22 protein-coding genes and 1 tRNA gene are annotated in these 26,379 nt (G+C 42.7%); 10 read left to right on the forward strand and 13 right to left on the reverse strand.

The window, feature by feature from the left end:
* Window positions 1-88 precede the first annotated feature (88 nt).
* Both IPP74_00180 and IPP74_00185 read right to left on the reverse strand, forming a co-directional pair.
* A complete protein-coding gene (locus IPP74_00180; protein MBL0317720.1) occupies window positions 89-718 on the reverse strand; it encodes a DUF2163 domain-containing protein in 630 nt (209 codons plus the stop codon).
* 177 nt (window positions 719-895) lie between these two features.
* Window positions 896-1,624 (reverse strand): hypothetical protein, encoded by a 729-nt coding sequence (locus tag IPP74_00185; GenBank protein ID MBL0317721.1) that lies wholly within the window; start codon window positions 1,622-1,624, stop codon window positions 896-898.
* Between the two features lie 147 nt (window positions 1,625-1,771).
* Here IPP74_00185 and IPP74_00190 point away from each other — a divergent pair, with 147 nt between their 5' ends.
* A complete protein-coding gene (locus IPP74_00190; GenBank protein MBL0317722.1) occupies window positions 1,772-2,725 on the forward strand; it encodes a hypothetical protein in 954 nt (317 codons plus the stop codon).
* Here IPP74_00190 and IPP74_00195 read toward each other — a convergent pair.
* The 3 genes from IPP74_00195 to IPP74_00205 are packed head-to-tail and all read right to left on the reverse strand — an operon-like array spanning window position 2,722 to window position 3,776.
* Window positions 2,722-3,111 (reverse strand): hypothetical protein, encoded by a 390-nt coding sequence (locus tag IPP74_00195; protein MBL0317723.1) that lies wholly within the window; start codon window positions 3,109-3,111, stop codon window positions 2,722-2,724. The two genes, IPP74_00190 and IPP74_00195, sit on opposite strands and share 4 nt — an antisense overlap.
* A gap of 1 nt (window position 3,112) precedes the next feature.
* Window positions 3,113-3,466, reverse strand: coding sequence for a phage head closure protein (locus IPP74_00200; GenBank protein MBL0317724.1), 354 nt, complete (start codon window positions 3,464-3,466; stop codon window positions 3,113-3,115).
* Window positions 3,467-3,479: 13 nt separating this feature from the next.
* Window positions 3,480-3,776, reverse strand: coding sequence for a phage head-tail connector protein (locus IPP74_00205; protein MBL0317725.1), 297 nt, complete (start codon window positions 3,774-3,776; stop codon window positions 3,480-3,482).
* A 61-nt stretch (window positions 3,777-3,837) separates the two neighbouring features.
* Between IPP74_00205 and IPP74_00210 the strand changes: the two genes are divergently transcribed.
* The 3 genes from IPP74_00210 to IPP74_00220 all read left to right on the forward strand — a co-directional run bounded on the left by IPP74_00210 (window position 3,838) and on the right by IPP74_00220 (window position 4,585).
* A tRNA-Arg gene (locus IPP74_00210) sits at window positions 3,838-3,914 on the forward strand.
* Between the two features lie 49 nt (window positions 3,915-3,963).
* Window positions 3,964-4,290 (forward strand): transglutaminase-like cysteine peptidase, encoded by a 327-nt coding sequence (locus tag IPP74_00215; protein ID MBL0317726.1) that lies wholly within the window; start codon window positions 3,964-3,966, stop codon window positions 4,288-4,290.
* An 85-nt stretch (window positions 4,291-4,375) separates the two neighbouring features.
* Window positions 4,376-4,585: a DUF4372 domain-containing protein gene (locus IPP74_00220; protein ID MBL0317727.1), complete on the forward strand. Its 210-nt coding sequence runs from the start codon at window positions 4,376-4,378 to the stop codon at window positions 4,583-4,585.
* Here the strand turns inward: IPP74_00220 and IPP74_00225 are convergent.
* The 4 genes from IPP74_00225 to IPP74_00240 form a co-directional block, all read right to left on the reverse strand.
* The gene (locus IPP74_00225; GenBank protein ID MBL0317728.1) at window positions 4,564-5,706 is read right to left on the reverse strand and encodes a hypothetical protein; all 1,143 of its coding nucleotides are present in this window, start codon (window positions 5,704-5,706) and stop codon (window positions 4,564-4,566) included. The genes IPP74_00220 and IPP74_00225 overlap by 22 nt on opposite strands.
* Window positions 5,700-6,350: a hypothetical protein gene (locus IPP74_00230; GenBank protein MBL0317729.1), complete on the reverse strand. Its 651-nt coding sequence runs from the start codon at window positions 6,348-6,350 to the stop codon at window positions 5,700-5,702. The genes IPP74_00225 and IPP74_00230 overlap by 7 nt, the downstream gene beginning before the upstream one ends.
* 432 nt (window positions 6,351-6,782) lie before the next feature.
* On the reverse strand, window positions 6,783-8,060 hold the full coding sequence (locus tag IPP74_00235; protein ID MBL0317730.1) for a hybrid sensor histidine kinase/response regulator: 1,278 nt from the start codon (window positions 8,058-8,060) through the stop codon (window positions 6,783-6,785).
* A 186-nt stretch (window positions 8,061-8,246) separates the two neighbouring features.
* Window positions 8,247-8,681 (reverse strand): hypothetical protein, encoded by a 435-nt coding sequence (locus IPP74_00240; GenBank protein MBL0317731.1) that lies wholly within the window; start codon window positions 8,679-8,681, stop codon window positions 8,247-8,249.
* A gap of 211 nt (window positions 8,682-8,892) precedes the next feature.
* On the opposite strand from IPP74_00240, the gene IPP74_00245 reads away from it, so the two are divergent.
* From IPP74_00245 to IPP74_00255, 3 genes are all read left to right on the forward strand, one after another.
* Complete coding sequence (locus IPP74_00245) at window positions 8,893-10,212, forward strand: cation:dicarboxylase symporter family transporter (GenBank protein MBL0317732.1); 1,320 nt, start codon at window positions 8,893-8,895, stop codon at window positions 10,210-10,212.
* Window positions 10,213-10,407: 195 nt separating this feature from the next.
* Window positions 10,408-11,556, forward strand: a complete 1,149-nt coding sequence (locus IPP74_00250) for a hypothetical protein (protein ID MBL0317733.1) — start codon at window positions 10,408-10,410, stop codon at window positions 11,554-11,556.
* Window positions 11,553-11,822, forward strand: a complete 270-nt coding sequence (locus IPP74_00255; GenBank protein ID MBL0317734.1) for a hypothetical protein — start codon at window positions 11,553-11,555, stop codon at window positions 11,820-11,822. The genes IPP74_00250 and IPP74_00255 overlap by 4 nt, the downstream gene beginning before the upstream one ends.
* A 95-nt stretch (window positions 11,823-11,917) precedes the next feature.
* Here IPP74_00255 and IPP74_00260 read toward each other — a convergent pair whose 3' ends face one another.
* The 4 genes from IPP74_00260 to IPP74_00275 form a co-directional block, all read right to left on the reverse strand.
* The gene (locus tag IPP74_00260) at window positions 11,918-13,156 is read right to left on the reverse strand and encodes a phage major capsid protein (GenBank protein ID MBL0317735.1); all 1,239 of its coding nucleotides are present in this window, start codon (window positions 13,154-13,156) and stop codon (window positions 11,918-11,920) included.
* 31 nt (window positions 13,157-13,187) lie between these two features.
* Window positions 13,188-13,742, reverse strand: coding sequence for an HK97 family phage prohead protease (locus IPP74_00265; GenBank protein ID MBL0317736.1), 555 nt, complete (start codon window positions 13,740-13,742; stop codon window positions 13,188-13,190).
* 250 nt (window positions 13,743-13,992) lie between these two features.
* Window positions 13,993-14,505, reverse strand: a complete 513-nt coding sequence (locus IPP74_00270) for an RDD family protein (GenBank protein ID MBL0317737.1) — start codon at window positions 14,503-14,505, stop codon at window positions 13,993-13,995.
* A 180-nt stretch (window positions 14,506-14,685) separates the two neighbouring features.
* On the reverse strand, window positions 14,686-15,804 hold the full coding sequence (locus IPP74_00275; GenBank protein ID MBL0317738.1) for a phage portal protein: 1,119 nt from the start codon (window positions 15,802-15,804) through the stop codon (window positions 14,686-14,688).
* A 233-nt stretch (window positions 15,805-16,037) separates the two neighbouring features.
* On the opposite strand from IPP74_00275, the gene IPP74_00280 reads away from it, so the two are divergent.
* The 3 genes from IPP74_00280 to IPP74_00290 all read left to right on the forward strand — a co-directional run bounded on the left by IPP74_00280 (window position 16,038) and on the right by IPP74_00290 (window position 26,229).
* Window positions 16,038-18,386 carry a DNA translocase FtsK 4TM domain-containing protein gene (locus IPP74_00280; protein MBL0317739.1) on the forward strand — a complete coding sequence of 783 codons (2,349 nt, stop codon included), beginning with the start codon at window positions 16,038-16,040 and terminating at the stop codon, window positions 18,384-18,386.
* Window positions 18,387-18,988: 602 nt separating this feature from the next.
* Complete coding sequence (locus tag IPP74_00285; GenBank protein ID MBL0317740.1) at window positions 18,989-20,671, forward strand: ShlB/FhaC/HecB family hemolysin secretion/activation protein; 1,683 nt, start codon at window positions 18,989-18,991, stop codon at window positions 20,669-20,671.
* A gap of 296 nt (window positions 20,672-20,967) precedes the next feature.
* Window positions 20,968-26,229: a filamentous hemagglutinin N-terminal domain-containing protein gene (locus tag IPP74_00290; protein MBL0317741.1), complete on the forward strand. Its 5,262-nt coding sequence runs from the start codon at window positions 20,968-20,970 to the stop codon at window positions 26,227-26,229.
* The last annotated feature ends 150 nt before the right edge of the window (window positions 26,230-26,379 follow it).

The following is a 26,379-nucleotide window of genomic DNA, read 5'->3' on the forward strand; positions in this document are numbered from 1 at the left end:
TTAAAGCGGGAACAACCAAGCGTATTGCCTCACTAACGTGAGCCATACATTTGCAATACTACTGGAATATCCCAATCAATGCAAGGAGTTATGCACCCTTTTCAACGCTTAACAACCCGGATTGCCCAGGTATAAAAGGTTCACCCCTAAAATTGATGGCATTATTGAAATAGCTGACACAGGTAGAAAACCGTTTATCACAACGGATCTGGCTAGGATACTGTGCTAACATAACTCCGCATTTTTTATCCCCCAATTCAGCCCTGCAGGTAGACGAATAAAATTGCCCCAAACGAGCCTGTAAACGGTCTCCAAGACCCGCTACTTCTGCATAAAAACGCTGGCCTTGTAAGTGAATTTTAACAATCTCACCAACTCTCAAAACACGGTGCCCCTGAGATAAATCGTCATAGTTAACCAGCCATAGTTCTACTTTAGCATGATCAAGTAACCCATTGTTAATTATATCAATACTTAGGTAATCATCGTCAATGATGGCTTCACACGTAAAAGGGAGCTCCTGTTCATCTGGGTAACCCAGTGTAGAGGGTGTCATCAATCCCGCTCCAGGACGAAAAAGGATCGATTGATAAGTTATAGCCCGATCATGGGATGTATAGGCTAACAAGGCACCATTGCTTAATGAGATATGCCAAAGATAAGCAGTCGTGGTTAGCGGCTGCTGCAAATGATGATGCAGTGCGGGAGATATTTTCATGGGAGATCATTGGAAAAAAGATTCAAAAACGCAGTATCCCCATCGCCTTCCCTCGAAACCGAGGAGCAACGAGGATACTCATTCTAATTATTCTAATTATTCTAATTATTCTAATTATTCTAATTATTCTAATTATTCTAATTATTCTAATTATTCTAATTATTCTAATTATTCTTTTTATGCATTTTCATGCACGCCAGCTCTTTTGCGTTGCGGAATAGAAACAGCCGGTGTTTGCTGAGGAACCAAGCTTCCTACCCGTACAAATGGATCATGATAGAATTGCACACCGGCATCGGCCATAATGCGCCCAAACGCTTTCAGGTAAAATTTATCCTGTGGCGAGAACCGGGCTTTAATGGCGTGCGCCAAACGTTGAATTTTTTGTAATAATTCTGAAGGGATAATGGATTTTCTACGGATATCAGAAACAGATTTGGCTTTGAGGACATTTAGTTGTTGCGCGCGTTTAACCTCTTCCTCAGAAGTGACACGACGAACCTCACCTTCATAATCGTCCTCTTCATTCCCCGCTTCAGCCTGCTCGTCTTTTTTCTCTAATAAAGGTGGAAATAATAAGTCACCAACCAGTTGTGGGTTTTCTAATGGAAGAGACTGCTGACGCCCCGCCCGTTGCATACGCAAGCTCAATTCTTGAGCCTGCTGCTGGGCATGTTCTTCTAGCTGGAGTCTAAGCTCTTTATTTTCATTGGCAGAAGGGTGTGCCTTTACTTTGACGTCAGGTATAACGGGCTGTTCCGGTTCGACGACTTCCTGAGCGACCATATCATTTAACCATTGATCAAACGCTGATCCCATGAATTGATCGTCTTTAACGATCTGCGGATCCCCATCGTGTTCATTAATATGCTGATTATGACGTTTTGTTGATGTAGCTCGTGGCATATATGCTTTCCCCTTTTCACAAGTGAAACTATTATACCATAAATTTCCATTAAGTTCAATCCCTTAAATCCTTATTATTTAACTGACTTTGTAATAAAACCTGCTATAATACAGGTAGGAAGACAGTATAAATAGGACATCCCTATCATGAAAGGTGAAACCGCCAATATGCAGCCTCAACCGATTCGGTTGGCCTTGACCCCTGAAATCAGGGCACAGGCGCTTGTTCTAGCCACCCAACTAATCGATTCAGGCGTTATTTCACATAATGGATCTGTTCTTAAAGAATGGGTATTTGATAAGGCAGTGTCGAATGCCAATAAGCAATCTCCACAACCATCAACCGAAGAATCACAATCAAAAGAGCCCTCAGACAAAGCAACCACGTCAGAATCTGCTCAATCAAGCAAGCCTCCTCAAAGCACTAAAGGCCAATCCCCAAAAGGCCAGATGAATAATAAGCAAGCCAAATACCTGGCTCAGGAAACCATAAAAACCAGCCTCATGCTTAAAATCGGAGCAGAAAAAGACCCGAGTCAGCGTGCTGGCGAATCTCGACAAACGAATATAGAAAAGGCCTCTATTTACCATCGTGAAGGCCATGCCAATGTGGGTTTGATTCGCAAAGCCTTGGGTGCGACCTTAGCTCTAGGTGACCAAATAGGTACAATCATCAGCCATATTTTTAATCCCATCCACGGCAAAGATGCTCAAACAAGTGTTGAGCATGATGTAGGCCCTTCCGTTGGCCCTCAGGATCAAACAACAGCCAAAGAGAACAGTGAAAAAGCAGCACAAAAAGCGCTTGAAGAATACACGAAGCGCTTAATGGTCGAAGTCGAGCGCCAGAAAAAACCGGAAGTGCAAAAGAAACTTGCCGAATCTGCGAACATCGAAACACCCCGGGAAGTGGTTATGCCTATCCTTGAAATTCCAACCTCACTGAATGATCTGGGTTCTGGAGTTAGAATGAAAATGTCCATCGGCAATCTACAACCAGACCCTACACCGCCTACTGACCAGCAAGAGAAAACCCAAGAAAAAACTCCAGGTTCTCACCATCCAGCCCGTAAAGGTGGATCGGTCATCCCGGGACGTTAAACCCAGGCTTCCCATTTCACTTGTCCATGCTGAATGCCACCTTCATCCAAGGTGCTTAATTCGATCTTGTTTATCTTTATGGCTCGAACGCCCGCTGTTTGCCAGTCATGTTCCTGTAGCGCCTGTTTCACTTTTTCCATCACCTCTATGAGATGAATCAGTGATGAATCCTGACTGTAATAGTGGCACATAAGTTCAAGCCTAAAACCGTAATCCGTCATGGTGTCACACGACCAAGCCTCCTTACACTCCAGTGTCATGTAGGGAAATGGTGACAGGGGCCACACTTTAGTAAAGACGGGAATGCCATAGGACTTGATCTCATGATATTCTTTGAGCATCCCACACGTTTGCAGGAGAACATTGGCAATCAATAATGGTTTCATTTCATCGGTCTCCCTGTCCCTGACAAACGATAATTTCCTGCCAACCATGACGATTATCAAGGTTTGTTATACTGATAATACCAAAGGTTAGGTCGTTAAAGCGGATACGCATGGTCTGATCCACTCCAGGCTGAAAGCGCAGGATAATGCGTAGCATCTGGCGCAATTGCTGCTGCTGGGCCAATTCCATTTCCTGAGAATATCCGACACGCACGGTCGTTACCTGCGCAAAAACAGATAATATTTCTGTCCAGATAGTCGTATACCCGCCGCCCCCGTCATCAAGGGGTTGTGGTGCATCAATCTTGATTAAGTCACGTAATTTTGAGCTATCAAATCTAAACATTGCAGACATCGGATACTCCCCTTCAAAAACGATACGCACGACGATGAATGAGCAACTGCGATAACGATAATGGTTCTTTGGCATCATACGCTGCTACCACCCATTGGAACAACGCCTGGACAATATCCACGGGAACCTCTTCATCGTCGGCAAGCCCCACCAGTTTTCTGTTTAAAAATAATTCTGCTTTGATGCGTGCCGCCTTAATTAATTGCGCAAGATACGCATCATCTTCATCGTGGTTAATCCGCAATTGTTTTTTAACCTGTGCCACTGAAACAGGTTCGCAACAAACGGACAACAAATGAATGTCTGGCATAAAATCTCCTTTAAAGATAATGACTTTTGTGAAAAGGATCGATATAATACTGGCTCGAAATGGTCTCGTAGCTCAGTAGGATAGAGCACAGGATTCCTAATCCTGGGGTCGTGCGTTCGAATCGCATCGAGACCACCATATTTCCTAGGTTTTAAGCACTTTAACCTAGTCAAAAAAATGCTCTTTTTTGCTACTTTCTGCTCTTATGTATGCAGAAAGTATACAGAGTGCCGGCGCGGCTGAGCCAAACTTTGACCAATTTCCCAAATGGCAACCAATCGCCGAATGGTTTAAAACTCAGCATTACCATTCTCACCATTTATCAGATGCCCAGTTTGATGAACTGATAGCCCAGGTCAACAAATCCATAAACCATTATCAGTTTATCAGTGATAAGGGCGACATCTGGAAAACTCCAGACCAGTTCCATCATGACAAAGGTGGCGATTGTGACGACTATTCCATTGCTAAGATGGATCGATTGGCCAACGCTGGTCACTGCTGTCCCGTTTAAAAAAACGCATATAGCTTGCATGCTTAGCCAACACTGAAAAAGTGCCTATAATGTTGGTATCGAAACAGCATTATGGAGCACAGGCATGCATCACAAAGATATGTTATTTAGTCAAATAATCAAATATATTCCCCGTCATAGGTTCGATACTATAGTAGAGCAGCACGGCGGAGATCGGCGTGTGCGTAAATTGAGTTGCTGGACGCAGTTTAGGGAGTGTTTAAATAACTGTGTCACTGATAGCAAGTTAAGCAGAAAGCTGTTATGCTGGCTTTATCTCTGTGGCGATTTTTGAGATGCATTTAAACCTTGGAGCAATGTTTTTTCTTTGATATAGTTTTTGCTAAAATGCCCCGCTCCTTTTCCTTTGATGATATCCATACTGCCTTTATAAAGTGTTGAAAGGCCGCGTGAGGAGTTTTTTTGAGCTTCACTAACACTAGTAGCTATACTTTTGATAAGCTTTTCTTTGTCCACTTCGTCCACTTTTTCAATATAATTTCCTATATTGTCTTTACAGAATTTATCTAATATTTTATCGTTTTTCTTAGTGTTATATTTTATTCCCTTGCTTTTCAATTCTTTTTGTAACGTTTGTTTAAAATTTTGTTCTTCGCCCTTAATATCATCGCATATTTTTTTAATAAACTGATCTTTCTTACCCGTTGTATCTCTATAAATAGTTGAAATATCACGGAAACTTTTGTTGGTAATCATGTTCTGGATCAGCTTGTCAGGATTATTATATCCTAATTCAGTAAGTGTATTTTTGAGTTCTTTTCTAGGTAATGATTCGGATATTGTTTCTTTTATTAATCTTTTCAATGGTTCTTTTAGTTCTTCGGGATTACCCCAAGGTTTATCATGGTATTCCTCATGAAGCTTATGCAATAATCTGTCAGATAATGTTTTAGCAGTACTTTTAAAATTATCAGTGGTGTCCTCTAGTTTTTCGTGATTTAATGCAGCAATTTTAACAATAAGATCTTCGGGCGAAATATGCTCGCTTTCATCAATTCCCTTTAAAATATCAACTATTTCCTTACGCAAATCATTATTTTTATGACTTTGTTTACAAATAAAGCGGGAAAGCAAATGACATTGTAACGCTGGCTCAAGTATAGCTATATCTTTCGATTTTTTTGTATCATGTTTTTTCGATGTGTCGACAAATGATTTGACCTTTTTTTGTAGTTCCTCTACTTGTTCTCTTAAGTTACTTTTTTGATCATTATTTAAGTCTGCGTTCTCAGGTTGTAATAATTTGTCTTTAAAGCTCCCTGGTATTGCCTCTAATTGCGGGATCATATCATGGGCCCTGCTTTCTTTTAAATCAGCTATTTTATGTTCGGTCAGCGGGCCATTTTTTGTTCCAAGCTTGTACGGGTTATCTGCTTTACTGCGCGCATCTAGCATTTCCACGAGACCAGAAATGATAGTATTCTTTTCAGGAACGACATGCTGAACTGGTCTTTTAAAACCCTCGGTGGGTATTCATCTGCTCCCATGTTAGTTTTGAGAGCCTCTTTGAGAGCCTCTTGAAATTTAGCTAATTCTTTAAATCTAGCTAATTCAGTATTGTCTTTGCTTGAGTATATCTCGTTTATGCGCTCTGTTAATGCCTTGCAATTACCCGTTTTGGCATCGGCCAATACTTCTTTTTTGACGCCAAGTACGTTGATGATAGCTTTGTCCAGTTCTTCTTTTTTGTTATCAGGTACATTTGTTTCAATGAACTTGATTAATGCATGCACTCGATACTCATCAGAATCAGGGCTTTGAGCTATTTTTTTAATTTTAGCTTGGATGCTAACGACTGAATGCTGACTTTTATCATCTTCTACATAATTAATATTTTTATCCTGGCCCGCTAATTTATACAGTTCCCATAATTTACTTTCAGATAAGTCATTTAATTTTTCTGAAACCATTTTTTTACTACCAATGAGTAAATCATACAATCTTAAATCATCCAAAGCGGCTATTGAAAGTTCAATCGTTTCATTAGCTTTCTTAATTTCATCCTGTAGTTTTTTAAAAATGTTTTGGTCTTTAGACATATTAAGTGCTCTATTATAATATTCTATAATGAAATGCGAAAAATTAATAGTGAACTATAATATAATTAATCGCCACATAATAATATTATACACTTTATTGTGAATAAATCAATAAATATCATTTTTAGTATGATTATTAAATAATTAACAAATAATTTTTACGAAAATATTAATTATTATAAATTGATTTCTATGATTTTTGACTAGGAAACCCAATGCCTCACCCATATTAAGGCTACAGACCAAGAATATAGATGAAGAATGTGCCAAGAGATGGGGCTCTTCGTGTAAGAGACCATTACTATAAATGTATCGATTGTTTACAGGTATTTTTGAGGGAATATACACAAAAAAGAGCCAATGGATTTACCATTGGCCCTTAATTTTTATTGGCGTAAAAGAAAGAGGCTTCAGCAAACATCCTGCGTAGCTTTAGCGAAGCAGGACCGTTTGCTTAACCCATGCAGCAGCGCTTTGATAAATTAATTCGGCATCAAATGGGGCTACTAAAATAGCATCGATACCTAGCAAATTTAATTGCTCTTTTGAAGCACCGAGTGTTTCTTTGGTTAGTGCCAGGACTGGGATTTCTGGATAGGCTTCTTTTAATAATTGGGCGATGTGTTTTCCATCACCATAAATATCAAACAAATCACAAAATACCAGACGTATTTCGTTTTCTTTAATAAGCACTAATGCTTCAGCTGCATCGTTGGTGGAATAAATATCCATAAATCCCTCTTGCTGTAATTGACACAATGTTTGCGGCTGTAAACCAGCATTTTGAAAAATAAGGACCTTGATACACTGCACAGGGGCTTCAGACGAACCTTCGTTACTGTTACTTGGATCATCCATCCATGACACTTGATTGACTGTCACAGGAATATCAATACGACAAATCGTTCCACCTTTTCTATTATCGCTGAAAACAATAGATCCAGATAAGGCGCGTACCATTTGACGTGTAACAAATAACCCCATTCCTAACGTGATAAGATTATCATCTATATTATTCTTCTCAGAAAAGAACTGGCTCATTTTTTTCTTTTCCAGATCAGACATACCAGAACCGTTATCCATGATTTCAACTAATAAAAAATCGTTATTTTGCCCCAGACGTGACAAACCAACAGTAACGGTGATAGTGCCTTTGTCAGAATATTTAACCGCATTACTAAGAATATTCATCACGATATGCCGCAAAAAAATAGGATCACTGGAAATGATGTGATAAAGAGGAATAGCCAAATCCAGTTTAATATTTACGCACTTGTCTTTAAGTGGAAGATCAAACATCGAAACCACGTGCCGCACCAATTGTTGTACATCAACAGGTTGGGTGCCGATCACTTTAAAATTCTGTTCTAATTTTGAAAGATAAAGAAAACCATTAACCGTTTCCAGCAGATTCTGACTGGTTTGTTGGATGGTATTGACCCATTTTTTCATTTCCGGTGTTAACATTTGATCTTGTAATAAACCTGACATCGCTACGATAGCCTGCATAGGGGTACGCACTTCATGGCTGAGTGAGAGCATACATAACTGCATGAATTGCACCTTAGAGACAGCTGAAGACGGTTCATTCTCGGTATTAATACCTACTCCATGATGATTCATTCGCATGATATGGATAGTGCCCATGACAACTAAAAGCAGCAAAACAGCAATCAAGCATCCGACAATAATGAATTCTGACATTCCCATTTGATTACCATGATTTGGGTTAAGAAATGTTCAGTATCATTAACAATTCTTAATATTTTGATAACCGCCTAGGCTGTGACAGCTTAACCATCAATCTTAGATTGTTAAACCTTACCATCATAATTTTTATTTCTTCATTCATAATGATCATTTTTTCTTTTAAACCTATAATTAAAAAATTATTTTTCAATGTTTTGAAGCATGTTTACCTGCATAGGAAACCAGAAGCTCTTGTATCTCTTTAGCTTCCTCATTTTCTCCACTGGCAACCTGATCGGCCAAACTTATTAAATTATCCCCTTTTTGTGGGATAGTACCGTTTGACTTTGAAAGCAGATTCCAAATCAGATAGGCCTGAGGTAAATATTCGTTAATAGCAAGATATTGTTCATGATGCTTATAATCGAGGATTTCCTCATACGTATAGTGGCTACTAAGGGGCTTCATCAGCGGTAAATCATCAAATTCAAGCGCGAGTTTTATCATTTGCAGATGCTGTTTACTGGGATTTAATACCAATAAATGTAAGGGCGTGAGCCCTAAAACATCGTGCATACGAATGGTTTTCTCACTGAGATTTTCTTTAAAACCTTCCATATCATTTAAAATAATGGATTCCAATAATCCAAAAACGTCGGCCCAATAAGCCGACTATGGCGATGTTGTTGACCCATAGTGCATTTTCCATTGTGTCATGTATGTGCCACATCATTTCAACTCTAAGAACTTCTGGTACTGGGTTTTCCCCACTAGGTGAAGTAACGTTGAAGTAACTCAGGCATCTATAATTCTATAGGAAAATAGATAAAGAATTGCTAACATCCTCCCGTTCATGCTTAAGATCACTTGGGGAGTTATGGGTTATACGCGTTCGCTTTCATTTTATATCCTGATGGCCATATTACTGGGTGCGCTGCTTGGTTTTTATGATCCAACAGCAGCAACGGCCATGAAACCATTTGCCGATGCGTTTATTAAAGCATTAAAAATGATAATTGGCCCTATTATATTTCTCTCTTTAACCATAGGAATGGCTAAAGCAGGAGATATCAAACGCGTGGGACGCGTAGGCATCAAGGCCATATTATATTTTGAAGTGGTCAGCACTATCGCCCTCCTGTTTGGCTTGGCAATAGCACTTATCGTTAAACCCGGCCTTCATGCCGCTTTACCTGACATTGAGAGCCAGCGTGCCATAGCCTCCTATATCGACAAAGGCCATCATTTATCAATGGTCGAGTTTCTCGTCAATATCATTCCAACCAGCTTTTTATCAGCCTTCTCTGAAGGCAATATGCTACAAATCGTTTTTATTTCGCTCCTTTTTGGCCTGGCGCTCATTTTAATAGGCCACCAGAAATCAAAACCGATTGTGCAACTCTTTGAAACGGTTAATGACATCTTCTTTATTATCGTTCGTTTGCTTCTCTATACAGCACCTTTGGGAGCCTTTGGTGGAATGGCCTATACCGTAGGTACCTTTGGCGTCCATATATTAGGTAACCTGGCAATGCTGGTAGGCTTGTTTTATTTTACCTCTGTATTGTTTATTGGACTTTGCCTGGGAGCCATCAGCTGGTGTTGTGGCATTTCGTTGTTGAGTTATATCAAATGGAATCTTCCAGAATTATTGATGGTCTTTGGTGCCTCTTCCAGCGAGCCGGCGATGCCTTCCTTGATGAAAAAACTTACATTACTCGGTATCAGTAAAGAAACCGTAGGATTGGTGGTGCCTGCCGGTTATAGTTTTAATCTGGATGGCACTAATATTTATATGGCTTTAGCCAGCTTATTTATTGCCCAGGCTTATGGGGTAGAGCTTTCATGGCAACAAATAGCCCTACTCATTCCTATTATTATGATTACCAGCAAAGGAGCTACCGGCATTAGCGGCAGTGGCTTTATTACCCTGGCAGCAACCCTTGCCGTCATTCCCCAAATTCCAGCTGTAGGGCTAGCCCTTATTTTTGGCATAGACCGCTTTATGAGCGAATGCCGGGCTCTCACCAACCATATTGGCAACGGTATTGCAGCCATTGCCATTGCCCGTTGGGATAAAGAGATTTCTGCCGAATCGCTCCATATCAATTTGGAAGCCCATAAAGATAACCTGATCAATGATTCTTTAGTTGATAAACATGTCACAATTTAATTTGAATGTGAAAAAAATTGGCTCTTGTCCATAAAAGGTAATTGTGATAGTATACGTACGAAATTTTTGTAATATATTAGGACTATATGTTTGTTTAAAAAACATTCTAGGAAGGTTCTCATCCCATAGAATAATTAACGTACGTTTTAATCAAAATTAAGTTTAATATTGAGAGAGAGAGGGAGTAATTGAAGTATGGAAAATGATGTAAATCAACAGGACACTTTAGATAAAAAACCCATTACACCGTTCGTTATGGAATTTGATGAAATTGAAATTCCACCCACTTTTACTTCTGAAGAACCCATTAGTATAGAACAAGATGAACCTATTCTTGAATGGAAAAAAAGCAAAGATTATGAACTATTGGAAACCTATTCTGTTTCGAAAGTAGATGCCAATTCCAAAAATCAAGTCCCTACTCCTAATAGTGATTCTCAGATCAAACCCATGCAGTATACTGCACAACCAACATTCAAGGTACCAAGTTGCGTACAAATACAGGACTATTCATCACTGATTAACTTCACAACTACTCACCACAAAAGCTCAAAAAATACAAATTACAGGAAAAATATAGCAAGACGACCAGAACGTATTAAGGAATCTTTCCCAAATCAAACTGCATTTATTTCTATAAATAGCAATTCATCTTCTCTTGATAGTGATTCGGAAGATTTTTTTGCAGACCAGTCCACCCAAAGTTATTACAAGACTGGTTCAACAGGAAAATCAAAACGTTCCATGAAAAGCACTCGCCAGAAGCAGAGTATAAATTACAGCCAGACCCCTTATATCCCCTCCTCAACTCATGGATCTTACAATCACGATAATTCTTCCCATTCAGAGAGTGAGGAAGAAATCGATTTGACTTTTCATCAAGACAATCGTAAAAAAAGCCAACCACAAAACCAAACGAAAACTAAGAGTAAAAAAGTTGCGATAGATACAAAACAATCACGCCAAGGTAATCGATATTTTGGTGATCATGGTCAATTTTTTGCACCCCAGCCCTCCCAAGAATATTCCGCGAATGCCTCAACAGCAAATTCAAACTATTACAATAAAGCTCCTAACAGGCATCCGAATAGAAATTTCCCTGATTACGATTTATTTAATGAATTTTCGCCTACTTTACCTAATACTCCTTTGTTTTTAAGTTTAAGTAATGATGAAGTAGACATTCATACTAATTTTACTCAAGACAATCATAAAACGAAAGAAAAACTAAACACTGGGAATTTTGATGTATCTAACCAAATGAGTCAGAAACCTAAAAAATCCACACAGCAAAATACACTTGTCTTTACAACTTCCGCATGTGATCTTCTGATGATGATTTGAGAAACCAGGTTCATGGATCAGTAGAGACTAAGAAAGAAAAAGCAGAAAGAAAAAAAATCACAAATCAGCCACCACAAAAAGAAAAGCTTACCTCACGCGGCCAGAATAGCCAGAATAGATATAATATCCAGAGTAACCGTGGGACTGAAATAGGCCAACCAACAGAGACATTTGTGGACAGCGAACAGCGCCGCAGAAATGTCTCCCGTCCGACAACAACGAATAAAGATGGTCAAGTAGTGATGAATATTAGTTTTAAATTTTAGTTTAAAGCTATAGGATCGCTACCATACGAGAAAAGCACTCTTAAATCCCCCCAAATTCAAATTTGGGGGGATTTTTATTAGTCGGTATGATCCTCTTAAATATCAATTCTCATTAATTTTAATGCTTCGTAATTCGTGACATCTCCGCCCACCCGTTTGGTTGAATAAAATTTAACAAAAGGCTTATTGGTGTAAGGATCTCTGAACACCCGAATACCCATTCTATCAACAATGCGATAAGCGCGTTTGAAATCACCGAGAGCTATCACCAATTTTCCAGCACCCATTGTCTCCATATCGGGAATCTGGATAACCGGAATTCCAAGCAGAGTATCTGGAGTTCCCGCACTTAAACCTGGCTGCCATAAATATTGTTTTGACCCAGCCGAATCAACCTTTATTTGTCGCAAAGCCTGAACTGTAAAACGGTGCATAACGAATTTCGCGTTTGCCGCATAATCCTGCTTTAAGCTATAATACATCGCCAAAAGTGCATCACCTGAAATTGCACCAGATTGGCCCGATGATACCTGTTCAATTTGCCCCCAATTATGACCTTCTGGATAGGAACAAAAACCACGCGGCTTACCATTACCATCCCCTTTAACAAACGCATAATTCTCACTGCTGGCAAAGGCCTGAGTTAGTTTATCATTGAGCCAGGATTCTATGTCAAAGGCGGCATCATCCAATAATTTTTGTGTGGCTTTAGGTTGCGCAAACATTTCATGCACAGGAATGATTTTCTTACCCCAATGAGGTGTAGGGGTGTCATCTGTAACCAGGGTTGTTTCTGTTGTCCACCCAACTCCAGCTTCTCCCGTATCTTCCATGACTTCGAGGCTGTCGGTAGAAATGGTTTCGACCGCGCAGATACTTCTCAAAGGAGAAAGCTCCACCAGGTGACGCACCACATCACGTGACATGCTGGGCGTAACCAAATATCCACCATCTGCATCCACCTGCGTCGACAAGGCTTTTCTTTCCATGTGCGATAGATGGGTATCAATCCCTTTACGCAAGAACTGATGGAATGCCTTTTTATGTTCTGCGCTGGCAGGATCTTGCCCATTGTGATTGGGGTGTCCTTGATGTGGATGGGAAAATTCGGATACCGCCGACATAATTGGCCGCACAACGTATTGTTCTAATTCCTGTAAGCGTGCCTGGTAAGTATCAATCGTTTGATTGATTTTATCCAGTTGCTCAAGATGCAGTGGATCTGCGCTCCCCCGTTGTTCAATTTCGGTTAGACGCTGATCATTGACACGTTTAAATTCTTCCCATGCACGACCGAGTACATCGATTTTTTCACGTATTTCTTGAAATACCATAGAAGCTCCTTACTGTTAAAATAGGTTAAAGTTAAAAAGAAAGTGGTGTGTGGATGGTTGCAATTAAGCCCTCTATCATCGTAGTGAGGTCTTGTATGTGTGCTGATTCTTGGAGTGTTAATTGTCGCTTAAATGAAGAAATAGCCGCCTCAGGATTAGCTGGAAAAGTAACAAGGCTTACCTCCCATAACCATAATGAGGTGATATGGCGAATACCGGTTTGTGGATTAATGAATGCCTCATTAATAGAGAAACCAATACTTAATCCATCAATCGATCCAGCATTGAGTAGCGCATAGGCTTCCTTTGCCCTCTGCAATGATAATAAGAGTTTACCTTCTACATACAACCCGTGACCATCTTCTCTTAAAGTAGTCAACACACCGATAGGCTCTTCTGGCAAATGTTGCCATAATAATTTAACGCGAGGGCTATGGTTATTATCCGCTAAGGTTTCTTTAAAGGCCCCTACTTCAATAATATCCTGATGCGCATCAACAATGCCAAACACACTAGCATAGCCACTAAATATACCCGATTCGCCTAATGCCTTCATAGCAAACGGTGCGTATGATCTGAATTCCATCCTTATTCTCCTTGTTGAATTAGACATAAAAAAAACGCACCAAAAGCGCGCTTTCATGGTTATTTGCATAGGGAATGTGATGATGCGTTGAGGGATTGAGGATGACGCCCCTCGCCAAACTCCGTCATTCTCACTTTTTTTAAGCAGTATGAGCCGTAGGCGAGTGCTGCTTAAAAAGGGTGGGAACCCAGCGCAACACCATATCCCTCAACGCATCATCACATCCCCTACCCAAAACGCATGCTAGATTTCAAGAGTTGCGGTAAACCACGACCGTATCGGCAATAACGTCATGCAACCCCTGTTTATGATGATGCAACCCTACCATCATCACCCCCACACCAGTAAAGAATGAAAGCCAAAATGCTACTGCACGCAGCAGCGATCGTCCCAAACCGATAGGTTTATCACTATGTGCTTGATGGATATAAATACCCAGTAGCCTCTTTCCTAATGTTGCCTGCAAAGGCGACGCAGTCAGTGCCACGGTATAAATCACCTGGCAGATAATTCCATAGATTAAAAAATTACTGACATGTACCCAGGCATGGCCTTTGAGGGGAACCAGCGCAATAATTATAGAAACCCATATGATATAGACAAATAACGTATCAAATAGAAAAGCCCAGAAACGAACCCAAAACCCAGTACAAACAATGCCATGCGGTAAATTGCCGTGCTCGAACTGATTCCATGTCTGCTCCACCTGCCGTGCATGACTTCCCATAAAGCGGGGTATATGCCGTATATGTTTGATAAACATCTTCGATTTCCTCCACCTTTAATAGTAGCAGGCAATGGATAATAGATAGTAAATACAACAATTACTATAGTCAAAAACGTATAAGTAAGGACTTGTTTGAACAATACTATCGATTACACCCAATCATCGGGTCATAACACACTTTATGGTGATATGGGTGACGATAGCGTTATACGTGTTTTAATTACCACTTTTTATCCCCAGGCCCACCATTTCCCGTTTTTCATTTTGCGTTAAGAAATCTGCCTTCTCTAAGCGTGACCAGATAGAATCGCGCCGGGGAGCAAGGGCGCTAATACTGTCGCTATCATAACCTAACAATAAATCTTTTTCGAAGTACCTCACCAGCCAACGGTTCAAGTGGCCTGTTAATTGATCAATCATCGGCAAAATAGTTTGTTCCCATAATGCCAGCCGTGCCTCAGCCAAATTACTATACGTGTTATCACCTGGAATGCCTAATAATTGCGGCGGAACGCCAAAAGCCAAGGCAATTTCGCGGGCAGAGCTATGCTTGCTTTCAAGGAAATCCATATCTTTAGGATTATATCCCATCTCGTGCCACTCTAGCCCTCCTTCTAATATCAATGGTTTTCCGGCTTTGGCAGAGCCACTATATTCCTGCTCAAATTGATTTTTAAGGCGATAAAACTGGTCATCTGTTAAATAGCCACCAGATCCGTCATCCATTGGTTTCACCACTAATGCTCCAGAAGGCCTGGCACCATTTTGCAATAATGATTGGTTCCATTCGCTGGACTGATTATGCTGGTCAATACTGTAGGCTGCCGATTCTATCGGTGACAATCCATACCAATCATTAAGCGGATGGAAATACCGCCAATGAAGGCACGTTGAAAGACCTGTTTTTAAATCGATCATCATATCCTGCACATTCTGGCCACACCGATAGCGGTAACCAGCCGGCAATCCTCCCGTTTGAATTAATATCTCAACACGATCTGGCCTTAATGCATAAAGTTCAATGGGCATTTTTTGTTTTGAAACAGCCATATATTGAAAACTATTACCACTGATTAAGCGATAACTATAAACTTGCTCTAAATACTCACTGCCAGAAAGATAAGGATTGGGATGGGCTAACAATGTCAGGAGTGGATGTGCTTTGATGTGTATTTTTTGATTCTCCTGGCATCGATACAGTTTCCACGGAACGGATGATGCACACGAGGCTATCATGTGAATGGCACGATGAGCGACCACGTTACGTATATATCCTTCTTGAGAAAATTGCTGATACGAACGCTCACTCCATTTCGCTGGCAACATGTCCTGCATCCACGTGGTTGGTGCTATCCGTTTAACCAGCGTTGATTTGTAAAGAGTTGATTTTGGTTTAAAGAATTTAGCCAGCATAATTCTCCGCAAACAATTGTCCCAGTCTACCTATTACGCTAACAAAATGATTTTTCCTTCTGCAAGTGCATTTTTAAGGTAATATTGAAAAATAATTCTATGGTAGCGACACTAATTCCTATAAACTGTCAACAGACACTGTCAAGACTTCCTATATGCTTATTATTGCGAAATATGTTAAAAAAATTCTTGGATCACATCTCACATACCGTGGGTGTGGCGCATTGCTTTCTGTTATCGGGATGGCCTTGATTATAGCTATCATTAGTTTTAATCCTCATGATCCCTCGTTTAACAGAGCTGCCCACGATCACCCCAGTAACTGGCTAGGTTATCCGGGTGCTTTCATTGCCGACCCTGCCCTGCAATTCTTAGGATTTGCATCGATTTTAATGTCGCTTGCGATTATTCCTATAGGCTTTCACATGGTTATAAAAAAACCAAAACTTTTCGCAAGCCTTCGCTTACCACTGTTACTCCTCATTGCCGGACCACTTCTTGCTGCATCACTGCATCCACTTCCGTCTCCTGAATCATGGGACCTTATCGGATTAGGAGGCGTTATTGGTTTTATGATTTATAAACCGCTCACTTATTATATCCCAGGCTCGGTTTTGGTACCCGCATTGATGATCCCTGGAATCGTTCTATTATTCGTAGCGTCTTCACTTAAAATGTCTTCCATTAAATGGGCTATTTATCATATTGCATCGTGCCTGGGCTTTTTACGTTGGTGCGTCAAAAAAATTAAATCACCAAAGCAATCTTCTGATGCCGATCCCCTGTCCAACGAAAACGAAGCTCAAGAGTATAAAGACGAAAATCAGCACGTGTTAACCCCTCCCATACAAGCTCGAAATCATCAAACTACCATTGAAAACTCTGATGAATTTTCAGCAAAGGATACTGACGAATCCGGTGCGTCATCTCATGCCTCCATGCTTAATAAATTCCGTGATAAATCAAAACCAAGAGAAACCCCCTTTCCCTCACAGGAGGAATTTAATTTCTCAGAAAACAGTTATGTATTACCTGCCCTTTCACTTCTAGCGCCAGTTCCTAAGAAAAAGAAAAAATTAAACAACGATAATGCGCTCGAGCAAAATGCTAAAATGCTCGAAAATGTTCTAGAAGATTTTGGTGTCAGCGGTAAAATTACCAAAGTCCGTCCAGGACCTGTGGTGACGCTTTATGAATTAGAACCATCGGCTGGAACCAAATCCTCCCGTGTCATTGGACTAGCTGACGATATTGCCCGCTCCATGAGTGCCGTTTCTACACGTATTGCCGTTATTCCTGGACGCAATGCTATTGGTATAGAATTACCCAACCAGCTAAGAGAAACGGTTTATCTCACCGAAATTTTTGAATCCACCGCCTATAACACCAGTGCTGTTTCATTGCCACTTGCCCTGGGTAAAGATATCAGTGGTGAAGCCGTAGTAGCTGACCTTGCTAAAATGCCACATCTATTGGTAGCCGGAACCACCGGTTCCGGTAAGTCAGTCGCGGTCAATGGCATGATCCTATCTTTGTTATTCTATCATACCCCCGATCAATGTAAGTTTATTATGATCGATCCCAAAATGCTCGAACTGTCCATTTATGATGGCATTCCACATTTATTGGCACCCGTAGTTACAGAACCAGGCAAAGCGGTTATCGCACTTAAATGGGCGGTACGTGAGATGGAAAACCGCTATCGTTTAATGTCAAATCTTGGAGTACGTAACGTTCATGGTTATAACGAGCGGATCAAAGATGCCATTCAAAAGGGTGAGGTTCTGGAACGTACCGTTCAAACAGGGTTTGATCCAGAAACCGGCAAGCCAATTATTGAACGCGTCCCACTCAACATGAATACCCTTCCCTACATTGTGGTCGTGGTCGATGAAATGGCCGACCTTATGCTGGTTGCAGGCAAGGACATTGAAGCATCAATCCAACGTCTGGCGCAAATGGCCCGCGCTGCTGGCATCCATTTAATTATGGCAACCCAACGTCCATCCGTAGACGTTATCACTGGCGTTATCAAAGCAAACTTCCCTACCCGTATCAGTTTCCAGGTCACCTCACGTATCGATAGCCGTACTATTTTGGGGGAGCAAGGTGCAGAGCAACTATTAGGTATGGGTGACATGCTTTATATGTCTGGTGGTGGCCAAATCCGCCGCGTCCATGGTCCCTTCGTTAAAGATCAGGAAGTTGAACAAGTGGTTAAGTTCTTAAAAGAACAAGGTGAACCTAAATACATGGAAGATGTCACCGCCGAAGACGACGAAAGCACAGGTGCAGGAAGTCATGGCGGAGAAGCAAGTGGCGATGGATTGTACGATCAGGCGGTAGCGATTGTTATCCGCGACAAAAAAGCATCCACCAGTTATATTCAACGTCAGCTAAAAATTGGCTATAACCGAGCAGCTGACCTTATTGACCGCATGGAAAAGGAAGGCGTAATTAGTGCAGCCAATCATGTAGGCAAGCGTGAAGTCATTGGCAGCTAAATAAGTACCCTCAATTTTGGATAGAAAATGTGATAATGCATTGACTTAACACGTCTCCGCTAGCAACATTCAGCGCAGTGAATAATCCTATAAATAGCTTATATTCGGTATTTTTGACTCTGGTAATAGTTCGAACTGCTCTTGTTAGGATATCCCTCTCGCGTTTCAAGAGCGAGGATTCTGCTCGTCAACGTTGGACCATAATACCAACGCTTGAAGCGCAATTTCTAAGTCAATGAAATGGCGCGCGTACGCTGAGCTTTCATTGAAAATAGAACGTCACCCCCTCACGGAGGGCCTCACCCAAGCAGTGTTTGGCATCATTCATAAAAGTTTTTTTAACATGAAACTCATCACCGGCTATCCTAAAATCGCTGATTCCAGGCGAGCGCTTATCCCATCTCAGAAATAAGGATTTTCCTCTTTTAACTTATTCAAGAGAATGAATTAAACTTCCTTTCAAGAATCGAAACTTGACAGTCAGCACTTTTCTATTAATGTATCATCCTCTGTGGGTGCAGTGAGGGTTGCGTGATATCTGTAAAAAACAATGACCTCCCCTGCAAAATATAACAAAAAAAACATTGGCGGTATTCGTTATTATGCTTAGTTTTATTTCAAGAACATGTCTTGCAACGACGAGTTTAGTATTATTGGGCTTTCCAGCTTTTGCCGCCATCCCTACTAGCGTTGAACCCGATAGGCTTCCGCAACAATATAAACAAATTGAAGAGCTTAAATCAACCAAAGCTCCCTTATTGGTTGTTCCAGCTCCTGAAGAAGTGGTTGCAGCAGCCGATACCGTCAAAATTTTCAAACTTCAACGTGTTAATTATAAAGGACTAACGGTCTACTCAAGCGATACGCTAAAGCCATTATCAGAGGACTTCGTCAATCAGCAAGTCTCAATGGCTGATTTACAGACGATTGCAGCCAGACTTACGCTGCGTTTACATAATGATGGTTACGTTTTTTCCAGAGCGGTCATGGAGCCTCAGGAAATTGAAAACGGCACTGTGACATATACTATTATAGAAGGCTATATCAGCGATGTCATCATTGAAGGTGACGAGGCACAACGAAAGTTGGTAAACCAGTACGTCAACAAAATTAAAAAAATGAACCCATTACGCATTTCGACGCTAGAGCGCTACCTGCTATTGGTTGATGATTTACCCGGTGTCACAGCCCGCACGGTACTTAGACCCTCTAAACAAGCGCAAAATGCTGCAGAGTTGATTTTAACTCTTTCAAATAAAAAAGCTGAAGGCGATATTGAAGTCAATAATTACGGAAGCAAGTATCTAGGACCTATTCAGCTGGAGGCGGTAGCCGCACTTAATTCGCCTCTAGGAATCTATGATCGCCATGTCTTGCGTGGTATCACCAGTAGTGATTTTGATGAGCTCGGATATCTGGAATATTCCAATGAAGAACAATTAGGCAGTGAAGGTACTCGCCTGCTTCTAAGAGGAGCGCTGTCAAAAGCACATTCAGGCGGCACTCTAGAGCCTCTTGACATCAAAGGCGAAAGCACCTTATTAGAGGCCAGCTTGTTGCATCCGTTAATTCGCTCACGTCAACAAAACCTTAATCTTTATCTGACTCAGCAAGTGCTAGATTCTTCCGTTGATCTATTGGGATCAGAAATCGCCGAGGATCGCGTGCGTCATATATCCGGAAAGGCCGCCTATGATTTCACGGATCGTTTTAGTGGGGTCAATTTGCTAGAAGGCGAATTGGTTCAAGGCCTAGATATATTGAACGCTACCAATGATGGTCTTGGGCGATCACGGGCGAATGGAAATCATGTCTTTACGCGTGGAAATTTTAGGGCAACCCGCTTACAAGCATTAACAGGTTCTTGGTCTGCTTATTTTGCAGCCTCAGGTCAATACTCACCTGATCCATTATTAGCTTCTGAAGAATTTGCCATTGGCGGCCGCACTTTTGGCCGCGGATATGATTCAGGTGAAATTGCCGGAGACAGTGGAATAGATATGTCTTTAGAATTAAGATTCAGCCAACAACTCAATAATCCTTATTTAAGTTCTTATCAATTATACAGCTTTTATGACATAGGCACTGTGTGGAATAAAGATGCCGTCGTCGGAGAAAGTTCTCGTAATAGCTTGGCATCTGTGGGAATAGGAACACGGGTAAACCTTGCCTATAATATGTCAGGTGTCCTTGAATGCGCTGTTCCCCTTACAAAGGATATCACTTCATTTGGCAACGCTGGTGATAATCCTAGGGGCCTTTTTAGCCTGACAAAACGGTTTTAAGCCTCCCCTCTCTCGACAAATTTGAATTATTTTTTACTTAAAAAACGCTATTACCTAAAATCAAACCATTTTAGGTAGCTCTCATCATTTAACCTAAACAGAGCAGCTACATCATAGCAAATAAGTCAGACATGCACATTTGGTGCTGCTGGCTCTCGCAATCATTTTAGCTGCTCTTTAGGTTAAAACAACTCACATTATTAAAATACCCCTAACTATTACGAATAAAATATGTTATAATACCCGGACTTCCTCTTTAAAAATTAGGTATTGGTCAGATAAATTGTTGGAGTTTTATGAAAAGCACAATAAACACAGTTAAAAACTGGAGTATACGAAAAAAAAGCAGATTTGTTTATAATGTTTGTGTTACTGCCTTATCAAATTTTACCTTCTTAATTGGAAGTCTAGTCAATATGGGTTTAAGCACGGAGGCGTATGCTGGGCCTAGTGGTGGCTCAGTCGTTGCCGGCGAGTCGGTGATCTCTTATTCAGGCAACCAAACAACCATCCATCAAACCAGTGATAAAACCATTATTAATTGGGATAATTTTGATATTGGTGCAGATGAGATAACTACTTTTATTCAGCCCTCTAGCAGTGCAATTGCCGTCAACAGAATCCTTACTAGCGGAACTTTTACGACCATTGAGGGGCTTCTTCAAGCGAATGGTCATATCATGATCATTAACCCAAACGGGATTTTAATTGGCAATACAGGAAAAGTGGATGTTGCTGGTTTCCTCGCCACCACCACAAACATGACAGATAGTGACTTTATGAATAGTCATGGTTCTTATCATTTTAGCCAACCATCTTCCAACGCCAATGCATTTGTTGAAAACCGAGGAACCATAACCGTTGCCGAAGCCGGAATTGCTGCTTTGGTTGCGCCAAATGTTAGGAACCATGGAGTCATTCAGGGAAAATACAGTAATATTAAACTAGCAGCGGGTGATGCTTTCACCGTTGATTTATATGGCGATGGGCTCATTAATTTTGAAGTCGGCAACTCACCTGATAATAAATATGAAGTCAACAACACAGGGACGATTAAAGCTCCCGGTGGAACCGTTATTTTGCAGGCAGCAGCAGCCAGCCGTGTAGTGGACAGTGTTATCAATACATCAGGTACTATTTCAGCGACTTCGTTGCAATCACGTAATGGAAAAATCATACTGACTGCTGACAAGGGAACCGTTAAAGTTTCTGGAAAGCTCAATGTTTCCGGCAACACAAGTGCTGGCACCATCAACATTGGCGGTGATCAACAAGGTCAAGGTGACATGCCCAAATCGGCACATGTCACTATTTCTAAAGATGCCGTTTTGACTGCTAGCGCAGCAGATCATGGTCATGGCGGCACAGTAACGCTTTGGGCCGATCGTCGCCTCTCTTTTTCAGGTAATATCCATGCCAATGGAGGAGCAGCAGGTGGTGATGGCGGATTCGTGGAAACCTCAAGCTCTGGGGAATTATCCATTTCCGATGCTACAGTGGATACCATGGCTGCACGCGGGAATGCAGGAACCTGGCTTTTAGATCCCAACAATATTAATATTGTTGCCAGTGGAACCTCTTACGATCCATTGCTTCACCATAACACATCAACATCTGGTACGTCTAATATTGATGTGAATTCAATCAATAATGCAGCCTCCAATGTCGTATTGGCTGCTTCGAATGATATTGATATTACGACCAACATTAAAATGACGCATCTTGGCGTTGGCCTTAGCGCAACCGCAGGCCATGATATTTTAGTTACGAATCAGTCAGTTGAAACAAATGACGGTGATTTAAATTTAAATGCAGGCAATAATCTTACCATAAATAATAGCGATATTAACACGAAAGGCGGAGACATCTCATTTCAAGCGGGCAAAGATTTTAGTATCAATAATAGTGATATTGTGACCCACGGGGGTGATGTTTCAGTTGTCGCCGACAGAAAAGCCATATTCAATAGCACCAATATAACAACAACAGGCGGCCACACTCCTGGACACATCGACGTAACAGGAAATGATTCTGACAAATTTTTAACTCATGTTAACAACAGTTTCACAGAGGGTGAGAATGGTGGTGATATTACCGTAGCCACTGGAGAAGGTAAGCAACAGGAAGTAAGCGGAAACTCAAATTGTTTTGAAGCAGGAGGTCTTGGCGCTTGCGGTAGTATATCTACCCCTCAAGATACGAACGCTGACAACGGTGGCGACCACTCAGGCGATAACGGTGGCGATCATTCCGGTCACAACGGCGACGATCACTCAAGCGATCATGGCGACGACCATTCCGACAATAATGGTGGCGATCATTCCGGTCACAACGGTGACGATCACTCAAGCGACCATGGCGACGACCATTCCGACAATAATGGTGGCGATCATTCCGGTCACAACGGTGACGATCACTCAAGCGATCATGGCGACGACCATTCCGACAATAATGGTGGCGATCATTCCGGTCACAACGGTGACGATCACTCAAGCGACCTTGGCGACGACCATTCCGACAATAATGGTGGCGATCATTCCGGTCACAACGGTGACGATCACTCAGGCGATCATGGCGACGACCATTCCGACAATAATGGTGGCGATCATTCCGGTCACAACGGTGACGATCACTCAGGCGATCATGGCGACGACCATTCCGACAATAATGGTGGCGATCATTCCGGTCACAACGGTGACGATCACTCAAGCGATCATGGCGATGACCATTCCGACAATAATGGTGGCGATCATTCCGGTCACAACGGTGACGATCACTCAAGCGATCATGGCGATGACCATTCCGACAATAATGGTGGCGATCATTCCGGTCACAACGGTGACGTTCACTCAGGAGATAACGGCGGCGATCACTCAGGCGACAATGGTGATGACCACTCAGGCGACAATGACGGCGACCACTCAGGCGACAATGACGGCGACCATTCAGGAGACAATGACGGCGATCACTCAGGCGACAATGACGGTGACCATTCCGGAGATAATGACGGCGATCACTCAGGCGACAATGACGGCGACCATTCCGGAGATAATGACGGCGATCATTCCGGAGACAATGGTGATGACCATTCCGGCGATAATGGCGGCGACTACTCAGGCGACAATGACGGCGACCATTCCGGCGATAATGGCGGCGACCATTCCGGAGATAATGACGGCGATCACTCAGGAGATAACGGCGGCGATCACTCAGGCGACAATGACGGTGACCATTCCGGAGACAATGACGGCGATCACTCAGGCGACAATGACGGTGACCATTCCGGAGATAATGACGGCGATCACTCAGGAGATAACGGCGGCGATCACTCAGGCGACAATGACGGCGATCACTCAGGCGACAATGACGGTGACCATTCCGGAGATAATGACGGCGATCACTCAGGAGATAACGGCGGCGATCACTCAGGCGACAATGACGGTGACCATTCCGGAGATAATGACGGCGATCACTCAGGCGACAATGACGGTAACCATTCCGGAGATAATGACGGCGATCACTCAGGAGATAACGGCGGCGATCACTCAGGCGACAATGGTGATGACCACTCAGGCGACAATGACGGCGACCATTCAGGAGACAATGACGGCGACCACTCAGGCGACAATGACGGCGACCATTCAGGAGACAATGACGGCGATCACTCAGGCGACAATGACGGTGACCATTCCGGAGATAATGACGGCGATCACTCAGGAGATAACGGCGGCGATCACTCAGGCGACAATGACGGTGACCATTCCGGAGATAATGACGGCGATCACTCAGGCGACAATGACGGCGACCATTCCGGAGATAATGACGGCGATCATTCCGGAGACAATGGTGATGACCATTCCGGCGATAATGGCGGCGACCATTCCGGAGATAATGACGGCGATCACTCAGGAGATAACGGCGGCGATCACTCAGGCGACAATGACGGTGACCATTCCGGAGATAATGACGGCGACCATTCCGGAGACAATGACGGCGACCACTCAGGCGACAATGACGGCGATCACTCAGGCGACAATGACGGTGACCATTCCGGAGACAATGACGGCGATCACTCAGGCGACAATGACGGTGACCATTCCGGAGATAATGACGGCGATCACTCAGGCGACAATGACGGCGACCATTCCGGCGACAATGACGGCGACCATTCAGGAGACAATGACGGCGATCACTCAGGCGACAATGACGGTGACCATTCCGGCGATAATGGCGGCGACCATTCCGGAGATAATGACGGTGACCATTCCGGAGACAATGACGGCGATCACTCAGGCGACAATGACGGTGACCATTCCGGAGATAATGACGGCGATCACTCAGGAGATAACGGCGGCGATCACTCAGGCGACAATGACGGTGACCATTCCGGAGATAATGACGGCGATCACTCAGGCGACAATGACGGCGACCATTCCGGAGATAATGACGGCGATCATTCCGGAGACAATGGTGATGACCATTCCGGCGATAATGGCGGCGACCATTCCGGAGATAATGACGGCGATCACTCAGGAGATAACGGCGGCGATCACTCAGGCGACAATGACGGTGACCATTCCGGAGATAATGACGGCGACCATTCCGGAGACAATGACGGCGACCACTCAGGCGACAATGACGGCGATCACTCAGGCGACAATGACGGCGATCACTCAGGCGACAATGACGGTGACCATTCCGGAGACAATGACGGCGATCACTCAGGCGACAATGACGGTGACCATTCCGGAGATAATGACGGCGATCACTCAGGCGACAATGACGGTGACCATTCCGGAGATAATGACGGCGATCATTCCGGCGACAATGACGGTGACCATTCCGGAGACAATGACGGCGATCACTCAGGAGATAACGGCGGCGATCACTCAGGCGACAATGACGGTGACCATTCCGGAGATAATGACGGCGATCACTCAGGCGACAATGACGGCGACCATTCCGGCGACAATGACGGCGACCATTCAGGAGACAATGACGGCGATCACTCAGGCGACAATGACGGTGACCATTCCGGCGATAATGGCGGCGACCATTCCGGAGATAATGACGGCGATCACTCAGGCGACAATGACGGCGACCATTCCGGAGACAATGACGGTGACCATTCCGGAGACAATGACGGTGACCATTCCAGCGACAATGACGGTGACCATTCCGGAGACAATGACGGCGACCATTCCGGAGACAATGACGGTGACCATTCAGGAAATAATGGTGGTTTAATTTCCTCTCACCTTCCACGAGAAAACATTAATCTTTGGGAAATAGATCCGCTTGGCAGACCTATTATTTCGGTATCTAATCAAAGTATCGTTATTGATCGCCCCTTTGAGCATATTGATGTATCAGGAGTTGCTACCAATGTTAGCCTTCAGAAAAATGACAACGATATATCACCACGTTCTGAGACACTAGGTCAATTGGAACCCGCCGCTGGAAACAATCTTGAAGATGATAAAGACAACCAACGAAAAACTTCTCTAAAACTTGATTGTGTCAATGCTTTCTTAGATAATAAAGTATGTGTCCAATAAAAGGACACATACTTTCTGATAAGGGAGGATCAGAAAAGGCACGCCTTAACTGATCTAATGGTTAGCTTCTCTTATTCGATGACATCGTGACAACGGGAACCTCAATCAACGTGAATTTCGGAATCACTCACGTTAATCTTATTATGTGAG

The sequence above is a fragment of the Alphaproteobacteria bacterium genome (assembly GCA_016722515.1).
Classification (GTDB): Bacteria; Pseudomonadota; Alphaproteobacteria; order Rickettsiales; family JADKJE01; genus JADKJE01.